Here is a 12,791-nt window from a genome sequence, read left to right as displayed (position 1 = left end):
ACCTCAGGATTTAGCGAGGCGCAGCGCGACGCAGCCGTCCATCACGAAGCGGCTGATGGCGTAGCGGCCAACGGGAAGCGCGATGCGCCGCTCGAAGCGGCCCTGCGGCAGCTCGAGCCGGTGGATGCGGGCGTTGCGAAGCTCCGGCGGCAGCGTGCGCTGGCCGGAGATGACGAGCACGCCGTCGAGGATCACCGTCTCGACATTGTCGGGATTGACGCCGGGAAGCGCGACCAGGATCAAAAGCTCATGCTCGGTCTCGAGCACGTCGATCGGCGGCTCCCAGCAGGCTTCCTGGCGGCCGAACTGCTGGCGCAGCCGTTCGGCGCGGGTCAGCGAGTCCAAGGCTTCGGACAGCATCCAGTCGAGGGGATTTTTGGGTTGCATGGCAAAACTCGGGGAAGGCGCTGCGGTTGGAAAAGGAGCATATGGGGGCGGTTCCCCAAAATTCCAGCATCGCGCGTTTGGAGCATGCCTGGCCTCTCCAACCGGAAAAGGCCCTTGCAGTGGCACGCTTCGACGCCGCGGGGATATTCCGCGGCATCGAAGGCAACAGTTGGGCGCGTCGCGCCGATCAGGCCGCGGCGCGGTACTCCTCTTCCGCTTCGAGGTTGATGACCGAGGTCGCGAGCTCGGTCAGCGTGTGATCGGTCGCCTCTTCCTCGTCCAGCGTCGCCTGGAGCAGCCTTGCCGCGTCCGGCATGCCGAGCTCCTCGGCCCAGGTGCGCAGCGTGCCGTAGCGGGAGATCTCGTAGTGCTCGACGGCCTGAGCGGCTGCGAGCAGGCCGGCGTCGAGGGCAGGGGCGTTCTTGAAATCCTTCATGATCTCGGCGCCCTCGTCGGTGATGCCGTTGATCGCTTCGCAAGGCTTGCCGCGGGCCGGCTTGCCCAGCATCTTGAAGATCTGGTCGAGCCGTTTGACTTGGCCCTGCGTCTCGCGCAGATGCTTGTTGAAGGCGGCGGCAAGCTCCTTGGAATGCGCGGCCTTGGCCATCTTGGGCAGCGTCTTGATGATCTTGTTCTCGGCGTAATAGATGTCCTTCAGCGTCTCGTGAAACAGGTCGCTCAGCATCTTCGGCGCCTGACGCGGGCGGCGCGCCGCGGTCTTTTTCGCGTTCGCACGTTTCTTTGCTTGTTTAGCCATAGATCCTCCTCTTGAGGGGCACGGGAAGTCGATCCCGTCCTCAATCCTCGCGCGACCAAGACTCTAGGAGGGCAAATGTTCCTCGCGAAGGTCGCGTCGAGCCGTTATGGATCGCTGCTCCACTTGGCGTGAGACCGTCCCGCATGCTCGACTTCGCGCTGTCCGCCTTCGTGACGCTGCTGCTGGTGGTCGATCCCGTCGGCCTTGCGCCGGCCTTCCTGGCCGCGACCGGGGGGATGCCTGACAAGGTCAAGCGCACGATCGCGCTACGCGCGCCGCTGATCGCGGCCTCGATCCCTGCTCCGCCAGCTCGGGATCGGCATCCCCGCCTTCCAGATCGCCGGCGGACTGCTGCTGTTCGGGGTTTCCTACCAGATGATCTTCGGCGACCGTCCGCATCGCGAGGCGCGCGAGGCCGACAAGGCGACCTCGGAGCATGCCTCCGACGTCGCGGTGTTTCCGCTGGCCATCCCGATGATGGCCGGTCCCGGCGCGATCGCGACTACTCTGCTGCTGACGGCGATGCCGGCTATGGGGCCAAGCTCGCGATCATCATCGCGGTCGTCGTCTCCGTCTGCCTGCTCTGCATGCTGTGCTTCGTCTCCGCGAGCCTGATCGTGCGCACCCTCGGGCGCACCGGAAATGCCGTGCTCTCACGCGTGCTCGGCATGCTGCTCGCAGCCTATTCGGTGCAGTTCGTGATCAACGGGATCGCGGCCGTCCGGGCGAGCTTTTCGTAAACCTGCGACAATCTACTAATATACTGATTTTGCAATTGGTTTCTTGATGTAACGGTACAGCCGGCAAGGCAGCAGCCAATCCCGGCCGCTTTCTCTTGCACTGCCATATAGCTTTGACGTACTCCCGGTCTAACAAAGGTCCATCGTCAAGAAGCCGAGAAGAAACCGAGATATCGATGACAGCGGACGAGCTCGCAAAGAGACAGGCCATCATCGACGCGTGCCGCCGCATGAACGCGCTCGGCATCAACCAGGGCACCTCGGGTAATATCAGTGTCCGGCATGTGGATGGGCTTCTGGTCACGCCGACCAGCGTGCCGTATGACGCCATGACGCCCGACCAGATCGTGTTCATGGCGATGGACGGCTCCCATGCCCCCGGTCAGAAGCCCTCCAGTGAATGGCGCTTCCACAGCGACATCCTGAAATCGCGGCGCGACGTCAACGCCGTCGTCCACGCTCATCCGACCTATTGCACCATCCTGGCGATCATGGGCATGGAGATTCCGCCCGTGCACTACATGATCGCAGCCGCCGGCGGTGACAGTATCCGTTGCGCACCCTATGCCACCTTCGGAACGGCGGACCTGTCCGAGCATGCGCTGCGGGCGCTGGAGGGCCGGCTCGCCTGCCTGCTCGACCATCACGGCATGATTGCGGTCGGCAAGACGCTGGACAAGGCGATGTGGCTCGCCGTCGAGGTCGAGACGCTGGCGCGGCAGTATCACGGCTGCCTCCAGATCGGAAAACCGCCGCTGCTGTCGAGTGCCGAGATCGAACGGGTCCGCCAGCGCATGGCCGGTTACGGCATGTCGGAAGAGTAGGGCGGGCAAAAAGGTGTTCGCGCGGATCAGACACATCGCCGATCGCAAGGGATCGAACCGCGTCATGGTTCGCCTGCGCGCGCTCTTGCGCAGCAACGAGTTCTACCTGATCCCGCTGGCGCTCGTGATCGGCACGCTTACCGGCGCCATCGTGACGCTGATGGCCGAGATCGCGCAGATTGCCCATATGGTGATCTACGGCATTCCCGTCGACGTTCGCCTATCCGCCCACGCCCGGGTCAGCCCCTGGGCGGCCCTGATTGCGCCCGCGCTCGGCGGACTGGCGCTCGGTATCATGGAATGGTGGCGGCGGCGGCTGAAGATCTCCAACGCGGTCGACCCGATCGAGGCGAACGCGCTACGCGGCGGCAATCTGTCGATGCGCGACAGCATGGTGGTGTCGAGCCAGACGCTGATCTCGAACGGCTGCGGCGCCTCGGTCGGCCTCGAGGCCGGCTACACCCAGATCGGCTCGGGCATCGCCTCACTGTTGGGCAAGTTCTTCAATCTTCGCCGCACCGATTTGCGTTTGATCGTCGGCTGTGGCGCCGCCGCGGCGATCGCGGCAGCCTTCGGCGCGCCGATTACCGGCGCCTTCTACGCCTGCGAACTGATCGTCGGCGTCTATTCGGTCGGCAGCGCCGCGCCGATCCTGGCCGCCTCGCTTGCCGGCGCGCTGACCGCGCAATGGCTCGGCGGCGCGCCGTACTCTATCGAAATACCGAAGGTCAGCGCGGTCGGCGTCGAGCAATATCTGGCATTGATCGGGCTTGCGCTCATTACCAGCGGCGTCGGCATCGCGGTGATGCGGTCGTCTTCGATGTTCGAGCGCCTGTTTATCTGGCTGCCGGTCTGGCTGCGCCCGGTGATCGGCGGCCTTATCGTCGGCAGCTTTGCCATCGTCACGCCGCAGGTGCTAGCGGCCGGCCACGGTGCCATGGTGCTCGATCTCTTTCACGACATGACGATCGGCCTGATCGCGATCATCATCGCCCTAAAGGTGACGGCCTGCCTGATCTCGCTCGCCTCGGGCTTCCGCGGCGGACTGTTCTTCGCCTCGCTGTTCGTCGGCAGCCTGATCGGAAAGTTCTTCGCTGCGGTTCTTTTGCTCATCAGCCCGGAATTCGTGATCGATCCGCTGGTGGCGATGCTGACGGGTATGGCGACGCTCGGCGTCGCCATCGTCGGCGGTCCCCTGACCATGTCGTTCCTCGTGCTCGAGATGACCCGCAATGTTGACGTCACCGCCGTGGTGCTAGCCGGCTGCATCGTCACCTCGATCTGTGTCCGCTTCATGTTCGGCCATTCCTTCTCGACCTGGCGCCTGCATCTGCGCGGCGAGACCATCCGCAGCGCCAATGATGTGGGCTGGCTGCGCAACCTGACGGTCGAGCGGCTGATGCGCTCCGACGTCGGCAAGGTGCCGTCGACCACGACGATCGCCGCCGTGCGCGGCGAATTCGCGCTGGGATCGCGGCCCGGCATCGTCATCGTCAACAATGCGGACGAATATGTCGGCCTCGTCCTGCTGCCCGACCTGTTCTCCAGCGACCTCGACACCATCGCCGACGACATCCAGGTGATCGAGCTCGCCCGCCTGACGGAGATCGTGCTGATCCCGGAAATGAACGTGAAGTCGGCGATGGCCGTGTTCGACGAGGCGGAAGCCGAGATGCTGGCGGTGGTCGATTCCACCGATAGCCGCAAGGTGGTCGGCTTCCTCACCGAGACGTTTGCCCGCCGCCGCTATGTCGAGGAGATCGACAAGGCCACGCGCGGCGTGCTCGGGGCGCTGTCGTAAGGGTCTGCGGCCTCGGGGTCGAGAGAGGTATTGGGGGAGGGGACCATGGCACCCGGGGTCGTCCGGCCTCCGAATTTCCTTGAGGGCGTCTTGCTTTGGACAAAGCGCGTCAGCGATGATCAGGGCAAGCAAATGCGACGGACGCCTTCGGGCGACATTGGGCCGGGAAGGGGAGCGCCAATGAACTCCGTGACGACACCGATCGAGCCGCGTTATGCGCCGTCCGCGCGCATGGACGAAGAGCTCACGCATACCTTCGAGAAAATCAAGAGCGTGGATGAAGAGATCGCGCGCGCCAGCGAGCAGCTTGCCCGGCTGGAGCGCGATGCCGTGCGCAGTCGCCCGCGGCGTGGCGGGACGGCGCTGCGCGGCTTCGTCGGTCTGGGGCTGGCTGCGGGGATTGGCATCGCTGCCTTGGTCTCGCAATCATCCCACGGTGATACGGTCAGGCAGATAATCGCCGGTTGGGCGCCGCTGCACGCTGCGACGTCGTCGCAGTTGCAAGCAGAGCCGGCGCGCGAAGCTGAGACGAGCCCGGCTGCTCAATTGGCCGAGGCATCGCCGCAACCGGCAGCCGCCGCCGAAACCATACCAGAGGTAGTCGCGCCAACCGGCAGCACGCTCCCGCCGGAGTTGACCGAATTGCTGCAGAAGCTGGCGAGCGATCTCGTAAACGTGCAGCAAGGCATCGATCAGCTCAAGGCGAGCCAGGCGCAATTGAAAGCGAACCAGGAGCAAATGTCGGTCGACAATCTCAGGCTTGCCGATGAGTTGAAGGCAGGCCAGGAACAAATGGCGCGGCTCGTCGCCAAGATGCCCGGAGACAAGGCGTCTGAAAACAAGACGCCGGATAACAAGATGCCCGAGATCAAAACGACCGACCGGTCGAACGCGGGGCGGAAGACGAGCACAGCACCCGTGCCTGCGCCACGTCCGGCTGCGGCCCAGACGCGCAAGCCGGCGCCAGCAACGTCGTCACCGCATGCCGCGGTGCGACGGCCGGCTCCGGTCCAGCTGCAATCAGCGCGACAATAGTCGCGATCGATATGGGCCCGTAGTCGCGGCCGCATTCACGACAACGATCACCCCGCATCGGTGGTGCCGACGCCGTCGAGAACTACCACCGGCATCGCGCCGAGTAAGGCGGCCGTCATGCTGCTTTCGAATTCGCCGAGCCGCACCAGCGCGACGCGGACTATGCCGCTGATCGTATGGCGCCCATCGCCATCAGCGCGATGATCGAACCCTGCGAGGCCGAGAGAGTAGGCGCTGCCGGTTAGTGCATAGATCTGCCAGCCAATCGCCGAGGTGGGCGACTTGATAGGAGCATTCCGACAGGGTTCGCGACGCGATGTAGGGCAGCAGCCGACGGCGTCGCGACAAGGCAACGGGTAGAGATGACAGAGTGGAAGCTCGATCCAAGGTGTCGAGCAATCATGGAAGCGGGACGGCGTGCGTCGTGCGCCGCCGTCCGCGCCGGCTATCGGCCTGGTTGAGTTGGGGAAGCAACGACGCACGCCACGATCCGTCGGACCAGTGGCAGCACCATCAGCAGCGTCGGAAAGGCGACGAGCCATGACAGCGCCCAGGCGCCCGGCCAGGTCGCGAGGAACGCCGGCGTTGCGCCGAGGCTCCGGAGCGTCGAAATAACCGACACCACGGCCGTCATGAGGATGGACAGCACGAATGGCATTACGATCGGCGCATAGCGTGCCGGCAGTTTGCGAACCGCAATCATCTGATTTCTCTTGAGGAAAAGGACGCGTCAGTCACGTTGAACCTGCGAAAATGGCATCGATCCCGACGGCGTCGGTTGATGCGTTGGTTCACGTGAAACGCTAACGGCGACCGAAAAACGGCGCGGCTGTTCATTATCCGCTCAGGTTGAGTGTCGCAAGCTCGATCGTGTCGTTCGGTTTACAATCGTTCGAAGCGTGGCAGATTGCCGCGATCATGAAACTTTCAGTGGTTTGCACGTTCTGGATCGTTTCATATTTTGACTTTGAACGAGAGCAAAGGACGCTGAGATGAGCGATAGGCCCGTAAATTCAAGCTTCGGCCGCAACACCGCACTGGCTGCGTTTGCGAGTCTGGCTCTGGCGACAGCTTCCGTCTCGCCCTCGTCTGCGGCGCCGGCCGGTTCGCCGACCGTCAGCGCGAACTCTGCGACGTCTAGCAGATCCGTTGCGACCGATTTCAGCGCCGCCCGCCGCCACCGCTACTATCGCCGGGGTCCAAATGCGGCAGGGCTTGCCTTCATGGGCGTGGCGGCAGGTCTGATCGGAGGTGCCATCGCAGAGAGCCGGCGCCAAGAGTACTACGAGAATCGCTATTATGACGGCCCGGGTCCTTACTATGGCGGTCAGGGATATTATGGCGGCGGTCCCTATTACGGTCCGCGTGGCTACTATCAGCCTTATTAGGCACCTGTTCTCGCCGTAGCCCGGATTGCACGGAGCGTGTCATCCTGCGGCGCTTCGCGCCGACCCGTTGGCTCCGTCCGGGCTACGCGTCTCTGTGTTGCCCGACGGGCAAAACACCCGGCGGGCTGTCAACCCGCGCGCTATGAGACGAGCTAGCGACATTGAACGGCATGCTCGGGCTGTCGGAACAAGTTAGTTCGGTGTAGGATGGTGTCGCGAAGGAGAATTCACCCACGTATGGGATGAATGAGCCGCGCCATGGAAGAGAAATCTCCTCAAATGAGATTGGCACAGCCGCGGGGGACTGTGCTGACGAATATGGCCGTCGCAGCGTTGATAATTGCTGCGCTCTATTTCGGTCGTGAAATTTTTGTTCCCTTCGCGTTAGCAGTTCTCCTGAGTTTCGTTATGGCGCCCTTCGTGATGCGCTTACGTTCCTGGCGAATTCCGCGCACGATTTCTGTGCTGGTGGTCGTCTTCATCGGATTCTCGATCATATTTAGTCTAGGCGGTCTTATGGTTTCGCAGGCGACCCGGCTCGCCACCAAGCTGCCAGGCTATCAACAAACATTGAGTGACAAGATCGAAAGCCTGCGCGGCTTAATGGGCGGCGGCTCTGGAACATTGGAGCAGGCGTCGACAGTTCTGAAAGAATTGAAGACAGAGTTGCAGAATCGAGATGGGGCCGGTCGACCTACTGACGGCCTCACCAGACAGCCCTCAGACAAGCCGATACCCATACCCGTTGAGGTAAGGCAACCCGATCCTGGTGCTCTGTCGACGTTTGGCGCAATCATCCAGCCACTGATTTCACCTTTAACGACGACAGGGATCGTCGTGATCTTTGTTGTCTTTGTCCTGCTGCAACGGGAAGATCTGAGGAATCGGCTTGTCCGACTGGCCGGATCCGCGGATATTCAACGCACGACTGCGGCCCTGGACGACGCCGGTAAGCGTCTGAGCAAGCTCTTTCTTACCAAGATCGCGTTCAATGGCGTGTTCGGTCTTGCAATAGGCTTAGGTCTTGAATTCATCGGTGTCCCCTCGGCTCCGCTATGGGGGCTGATCGCGATGATTATGCGATTTGTACCGTATATCGGTGCATTGATATCTGCGGTATTCCCTCTCATTCTCGCGGCGGCGGTGGGCACGGGCTGGCAGATGCTGATACTTACGGCGGCATTGTTCGTCGTGCTTGAGTTGCTCGCAGGACAGGTCCTCGAACCCTTGATTTTTGGGCATAGCTCGGGTCTTTCCCCGATTGCAATTATCCTGTCAGCGTCATTCTGGACGTGGCTTTGGGGGCCGGTCGGACTGGTGTTGGCCACGCCCTTAACAATTTGTCTCGTCGTCCTTGGGCGGCATGTCGATCGCCTCAAATTTCTTGACGTTATGCTTGGCGACCGACCACCGCTGACGCCGCCGCAACTGGCTTATCAACGAATGCTGGCGGGAGATCCCATTGAAGCGGTGGAACAGGCACATGAATACCTGAATGACTCGTCGCTTGAGAATTATTATGACGACATCCTCTTGAAAGGCCTGAGACTCGCGGAGGCCGACCGTCAATTGGGTCACCTCGATCAGGACCGATTAAATCGGGTAGTTTCAACGGTGGAAGAATTGGTCGCTGAGCTGGGGGCACACCATGACGTGGAAGCAACAGGACCCGGTTCCCCGGATCTAAGCTCAAGCCCCGGAGCTGCCATTACATTCGAGCGAGCAGGCTCCGAGCACGCTTTGATTCCGGAGCCGCCGACCTCGTCTATTTCGGTCGTTTGCATCCCTGGTGCCGGGCGACTCGATGAGCCGACGGCGCTTGTGCTGGCGCAGCTTCTGCGGTACCGCGGGATTCAGGCAATTGCGGAAAAGGCTGATGCTTCATCAATGTCGAAATTGCTTTCGCTCGAATTGGCGAACACCGCGCTTGTATGTGTCTGCTATTTGAGTCAGCCGTCCACCGCCAAGATTCAGCACGTCGTTCGAGGGCTCAGTAAAAGGATTGGCGCAACCCGTATCCTGTTCGCTTTGCTGGGAACGGGAGCCGCAGAAACGGTGGGAAACGCTTCCAACGCGTTGGTAGCAAGCGGGTCGTTCGGTGCAGCCTTGGAAGCAGTCGTTCACGTGACCTCCGCGCAACCTGATGCGTCGGATCAGGCGAAGGCAGCTGCTCCGGCGTAAAAACGAATCTTTTGCTCCTCTGGATTGCCGGGCGTCGCAGAGCGACCATCCGCATCGGTCACCGGGTCCTGTGGAGAGAAAAAGGATGGGCGGGGACCGCGCGACGGTGACCCTTGCGAATATTTGCCATCGCGCACCGCACATTTGGCCGGACCCAAAAGCTTCAGCAGGGACAATAGCGATCATTGCGACACGCGTGGAATGTCCACTCACGCCTCACAAGCAAAACATTCAGTTTGCACGGCCGCGATGACCCTTTGACCTAGGTCAATACTCTCAACGTGGGTTTACCTTGGAAGTAGCAACTATCGGAGCGGCTGCACTCTTCGCCTGTATCTTGTGCGTAACGCCGATATCGCTCGTATGTCGTGCAAGGGAAACGTGTCGTTGTCTGTGGCAAGCAGCCTGAGCTAATCACGCAAGGAGGAGCTGTACATGGGTATCCTTGACGAGTTAATGGGCGGTGGGCAACGCCAGAAAGAGTATCGGGATTTCGTTGATCGATACGAACAAGGAAATCCGTCGGAGGGTTATTCCGATCAAGAGGTTCTCAAACGGTATGGTGATGTGTCACACGCCGTGCCGTCTGACCAGTACGCGCAGGCAGCGATAGAAGCGTTGGGCAAGCTTTCGCCGGAAGAACGGGCGGCGTTCGTGAAGATGCTGCAGGAGCGAGCCGCCGCGCGCGGCGTGGCGCTACCGGGACAAGTGGCCCCCGAACCGAAGGAACTGGGCGAGGTGCTCACCGATCTGCATGGGAGGCCCGGTCAGCTCCGGGATATCCTCGCCAGTGGCGATGCCCAGCCTCACGAGCAAGCCCAACCGTCGAACCCGATCATAGACATACTTGCGTCCCCGCAGGCAAAGGCCGTGCTCGCGGGGATCGCGGCCATGGTGGTCAAGCGTGTCATGCAGGGTTCATCCCGAACCGCGTAGCGCATGCGAGGCCCGCAGCCAAAGTCCGGTTGGGGTCATTCGGTTGACCTACCGGCAAGTCCGGGCAAGGTTCGCTATGCCGCCAAAAAAGCGGAAGCGAGTTATCCTGTCGCGACGCAACAGGAATGAACACGATGACCGAGAGCGACGGCCCGCCCATCGCCAAAGGTTCTGCGACTGTCAGCGCGTCGGCCATTGGTGTGTCTGCAGCACTCGCTGTCATCGCCCGGCTTGACCGGGCGATCTAGCATTCCAGAGACGGCTGTGATTGAGCCGAGAGGCCGCGGCGTACTGGATTCCCCGCCTGTGCGGGGAATGACAATGGCACTTGGAGGACGCCGCCGCTGCCTCATACTCCGTCTCGTGCCCCGGACGCAGCGCAGCGCTCTTGCGGTGTGCTGCAGAGCCGGGGCCGATGTCTCCGCATTCTACTCTCCGCATTCTACCGTGTCGCTTTCTGGGTCCCGGCTCTGCGCAGAAACGCTTGCGCGTTGCAGCGCGTCCGGGACACGAGAGACGTCGCAGCAACCGCGTTCTACGCCCGCATCACCGTCCCGCCGGTGCCGACAGCGCGCCGTTGGCGTAGCGCTGCCAGTCGGGTGTGGTCGACTGCGACGGCCAGAACGCGTTGGAGTCGCGGACCGACTGGGTGATCGGGGCGGGTTGTGCCTTGCTTCTGTGGTGGCGGTCGCTTGCGGCGGCGGTCTGGATGGTGGCGGCGGCGATCAGGGTGACGCCGAGAATGGCAAAGGTCTTTCGCATGGTTGTTTCTCCCGTGACGGCGATTCAGGCTGTGAGAAAAAGGTCTCCTGTGTTCGAGGTCGTGGCTGACATGGCGATGTGCCCTACCGAATATCAGCAGGGCCGGTTTCACGATCCGAAGCGCGGCCATCACGTTGGGGCGAGCAGATTTTCTAGCCCCGGCCAAATATTCGGCAATCGCGCCCGCAGCTCCGGTGGACTTGCCCCTGGCAATCCGGTTCAATGAGGCGAATTGAGTTCTCAGGCGACAACGATGTCGAAATATCTGGTGGTCCTTCTCCTGATCGCCTCGCCGGCGGCCGCGCAGGTTAAGCTCGCGCCAAAGACCTCGGCAGCGCATCCAGACCCCTGCGCCCCGATCGGGCGGACCGCGGACGGCAAGCTGGTTTACTCCATGAAATGCGAGAATCTGCCGGCGCCGCCTCCACCTCCGCCACAGGCGGAACTGAAGGAGGCGCCACCTTCGGCCGCGCCCGCCGCCGACCCCGAGCCGGAGGTGCGGCGGAGTGGTATTTTCGGCTGGTCCTACGACCGCAGATGACGGGCCGCGCCACTTGCACGAAGCCCGATGGAATGCTCTTTGCTTGAAAATTCCCCGTGGGCCTTTGGCCCCCGATCCAGAGAGATGAGATGAGCAAACTCGTTATCCGCGCCGGCGACTTCACCTTCGATGCCCGCTTCGAGGAGCAACTGGCGCCCAAGACCGTCGCTGCGTTCCGCAAGGCGCTGCCGTTCGAAAGCCACATCATCCATGTGCGCTGGAGCGGCGAGGGCGTCTGGATGCCGCTCGGCGATCTCGATTTCGGCGTCGGCTACGAGAACCACACCAGCTATCCCGCGCCGGGTCAGATCATCCTCTATCCCGGCGGTATCAGCGAAACCGAGATCCTGCTCGCCTATGGCGGCGTGCACTTCGCCAGCAAAATGGGCCAGCTCGCCGGCAACCATTTCATCACGCTGACCTCGGGCCTCGAGAATCTCGCGACCCTCGGCAAGAGCGTGCTCTGGAAGGGTGCCCTGCCGATCCGCTTCGAGGAAGTCTGAGTGACGGATACTCGCTACCCGCGCGATCTCCGCGGTTACGGCCGCAACCCGCCGCATCCGCAATGGCCTGACAACGCGCGGGTCGCGGTGCAGTTCGTCGTCAATTTCGAGGAAGGCGGCGAGAACAACATCTTGCACGGCGATCGCGCCTCGGAAGCGTTTCTGTCCGACGTCCTCGGCGCGCAGCCCTGGCCGGGCAAGCGTCACGCCAATATCGAGTCGATGTTCGAATATGGCTCGCGCGCCGGCTTCTGGCGGCTGTGGCGGGTGTTCAACGCGCGGAAGTGGCCGACCACCGTGTTCGGCGTTGCCACCGCGCTGAAGCGGAATCCGGAGATTGTCGCGGCGATGAAGGAGTCAGGCTGGGACATCGCAAGCCACAGCCTGAAATGGATCGAGCACAAGGACATGACCGAGGCGCAGGAGCGTGCCGAGATCGCCGAGTCGATTCGCGTCCACACCGAGGCGACGGGCTCGCGGCCGCTCGGCTGGTACACCGGGCGCTCCTCGATCAACACCAACCGCCTCCTGATGGAGGAGGGCGGCTTCCTCTATCTCTGCGACTCCTATGCCGACGATCTGCCCTACTGGGTCAGGGGCGCGAACGGCAGGCAGCTCATCATTCCCTATACGCTTGACGCCAACGACATGCGCTTCATCAACCCGCAGGGGTTTGCGGAAGGCGAGCAGTTCTTCACCTATCTGAGGGACGCCTTCGACGTGCTCTATGCCGAGGGCGACACCGCGCCGAAGATGATGTCGGTGGGGCTGCACTGCCGCCTTGCCGGCCGGCCCGGCCGTGCCGCAGGACTGATCCGCTTCCTCGATTATATCGGCAAGCACGATCGCGTCTGGGTGCCGACGCGGCTCCAGATCGCGCAGCACTGGCACGACAAGCATGCCGATCTTGCCGCCGACGCCTTCGAGATCGGGTGA

At 62.4% G+C, this 12,791-nt stretch carries 13 protein-coding genes and 1 pseudogene; 10 read left to right on the top strand and 4 right to left on the bottom strand.

From position 1 onward, the window contains the following. Positions 1 to 3: 3 nt before the first annotated feature. A complete protein-coding gene (locus AB7245_RS31730; RefSeq protein WP_014493661.1) occupies positions 4 to 387 on the bottom strand; it encodes an Hsp20/alpha crystallin family protein in 384 nt (127 codons plus the stop codon). A gap of 187 nt (positions 388 to 574) precedes the next feature. Next, complete coding sequence (locus AB7245_RS31725) at positions 575 to 1,144, bottom strand: YciE/YciF ferroxidase family protein (protein ID WP_439035379.1); 570 nt, start codon at positions 1,142 to 1,144, stop codon at positions 575 to 577. A 143-nt stretch (positions 1,145 to 1,287) separates the two neighbouring features. On the opposite strand from AB7245_RS31725, the pseudogene AB7245_RS31720 reads away from it, so the two are divergent. The 4 genes and pseudogenes from AB7245_RS31720 to AB7245_RS31705 all read left to right on the top strand — a co-directional run bounded on the left by AB7245_RS31720 (position 1,288) and on the right by AB7245_RS31705 (position 5,544). Continuing rightward, positions 1,288 to 1,884: pseudogene (locus AB7245_RS31720) on the top strand (MarC family protein). A 176-nt stretch (positions 1,885 to 2,060) separates the two neighbouring features. Next, a complete protein-coding gene (locus AB7245_RS31715) occupies positions 2,061 to 2,708 on the top strand; it encodes an L-fuculose-phosphate aldolase (RefSeq protein WP_439035378.1) in 648 nt (215 codons plus the stop codon). 13 nt (positions 2,709 to 2,721) lie between these two features. Further along, positions 2,722 to 4,509 (top strand): chloride channel protein, encoded by a 1,788-nt coding sequence (locus tag AB7245_RS31710; RefSeq protein WP_439035377.1) that lies wholly within the window; start codon positions 2,722 to 2,724, stop codon positions 4,507 to 4,509. Positions 4,510 to 4,689: 180 nt separating this feature from the next. Further along, positions 4,690 to 5,544, top strand: coding sequence for a hypothetical protein (locus AB7245_RS31705; protein ID WP_439035376.1), 855 nt, complete (start codon positions 4,690 to 4,692; stop codon positions 5,542 to 5,544). 445 nt (positions 5,545 to 5,989) lie between these two features. On the opposite strand, the gene AB7245_RS31700 is transcribed toward AB7245_RS31705, so the two are convergent. After that, the gene (locus AB7245_RS31700; RefSeq protein ID WP_354123863.1) at positions 5,990 to 6,247 is read right to left on the bottom strand and encodes a DUF2798 domain-containing protein; all 258 of its coding nucleotides are present in this window, start codon (positions 6,245 to 6,247) and stop codon (positions 5,990 to 5,992) included. Between the two features lie 289 nt (positions 6,248 to 6,536). Here AB7245_RS31700 and AB7245_RS31695 point away from each other — a divergent pair, with 289 nt between their 5' ends. From AB7245_RS31695 to AB7245_RS31685, 3 genes are all read left to right on the top strand, one after another. Further along, positions 6,537 to 6,932 carry a hypothetical protein gene (locus AB7245_RS31695; RefSeq protein ID WP_354123865.1) on the top strand — a complete coding sequence of 132 codons (396 nt, stop codon included), beginning with the start codon at positions 6,537 to 6,539 and terminating at the stop codon, positions 6,930 to 6,932. A 258-nt stretch (positions 6,933 to 7,190) separates the two neighbouring features. After that, positions 7,191 to 9,113, top strand: a complete 1,923-nt coding sequence (locus tag AB7245_RS31690) for an AI-2E family transporter (protein WP_439035375.1) — start codon at positions 7,191 to 7,193, stop codon at positions 9,111 to 9,113. A gap of 435 nt (positions 9,114 to 9,548) precedes the next feature. Next, positions 9,549 to 10,049 (top strand): hypothetical protein, encoded by a 501-nt coding sequence (locus AB7245_RS31685; RefSeq protein ID WP_071911727.1) that lies wholly within the window; start codon positions 9,549 to 9,551, stop codon positions 10,047 to 10,049. Positions 10,050 to 10,595: 546 nt separating this feature from the next. Here the strand turns inward: AB7245_RS31685 and AB7245_RS31680 are convergent. Further along, positions 10,596 to 10,811, bottom strand: coding sequence for a hypothetical protein (locus AB7245_RS31680; RefSeq protein WP_071911729.1), 216 nt, complete (start codon positions 10,809 to 10,811; stop codon positions 10,596 to 10,598). A gap of 253 nt (positions 10,812 to 11,064) precedes the next feature. Between AB7245_RS31680 and AB7245_RS31675 the strand changes: the two genes are divergently transcribed. The 3 genes from AB7245_RS31675 (at position 11,065) to puuE (ending at position 12,791) form a co-directional block, all read left to right on the top strand. Then, a complete protein-coding gene (locus AB7245_RS31675; RefSeq protein WP_439035374.1) occupies positions 11,065 to 11,352 on the top strand; it encodes a hypothetical protein in 288 nt (95 codons plus the stop codon). Between the two features lie 89 nt (positions 11,353 to 11,441). Next, complete coding sequence (locus AB7245_RS31670) at positions 11,442 to 11,855, top strand: DUF3830 family protein (RefSeq protein ID WP_014493672.1); 414 nt, start codon at positions 11,442 to 11,444, stop codon at positions 11,853 to 11,855. Continuing rightward, positions 11,856 to 12,791 (top strand): allantoinase PuuE, encoded by a 936-nt coding sequence (gene puuE, locus AB7245_RS31665; RefSeq protein ID WP_439035373.1) that lies wholly within the window; start codon positions 11,856 to 11,858, stop codon positions 12,789 to 12,791.

It is taken from the genome of Bradyrhizobium sp. 604_D8_N2_3 (genome assembly GCF_051810765.1).
In the GTDB taxonomy this organism is placed as follows: domain Bacteria; phylum Pseudomonadota; class Alphaproteobacteria; order Rhizobiales; family Xanthobacteraceae; genus Bradyrhizobium; species Bradyrhizobium barranii.
Note: the sequence above shows the minus strand (reverse complement) of the source record. Positions and strands in the feature narration are given on the sequence as shown.

Coding starts and splice junctions, on each gene's coding strand:
- AB7245_RS31730 (WP_014493661.1), bottom strand. CDS start 387: ATGCAACCCAAAAATCCCCTCGACTGGATGCTGTCCGAAGCCTTGGAC.
- AB7245_RS31725 (WP_439035379.1), bottom strand. CDS start 1,144: ATGGCTAAACAAGCAAAGAAACGTGCGAACGCGAAAAAGACCGCGGCG.
- AB7245_RS31715 (WP_439035378.1), top strand. CDS start 2,061: ATGACAGCGGACGAGCTCGCAAAGAGACAGGCCATCATCGACGCGTGC.
- AB7245_RS31705 (WP_439035376.1), top strand. CDS start 4,690: ATGAACTCCGTGACGACACCGATCGAGCCGCGTTATGCGCCGTCCGCG.
- AB7245_RS31700 (WP_354123863.1), bottom strand. CDS start 6,247: ATGATTGCGGTTCGCAAACTGCCGGCACGCTATGCGCCGATCGTAATG.
- AB7245_RS31695 (WP_354123865.1), top strand. CDS start 6,537: ATGAGCGATAGGCCCGTAAATTCAAGCTTCGGCCGCAACACCGCACTG.
- AB7245_RS31690 (WP_439035375.1), top strand. CDS start 7,191: ATGGAAGAGAAATCTCCTCAAATGAGATTGGCACAGCCGCGGGGGACT.
- AB7245_RS31685 (WP_071911727.1), top strand. CDS start 9,549: ATGGGTATCCTTGACGAGTTAATGGGCGGTGGGCAACGCCAGAAAGAG.
- AB7245_RS31680 (WP_071911729.1), bottom strand. CDS start 10,811: ATGCGAAAGACCTTTGCCATTCTCGGCGTCACCCTGATCGCCGCCGCC.
- AB7245_RS31675 (WP_439035374.1), top strand. CDS start 11,065: ATGTCGAAATATCTGGTGGTCCTTCTCCTGATCGCCTCGCCGGCGGCC.
- AB7245_RS31670 (WP_014493672.1), top strand. CDS start 11,442: ATGAGCAAACTCGTTATCCGCGCCGGCGACTTCACCTTCGATGCCCGC.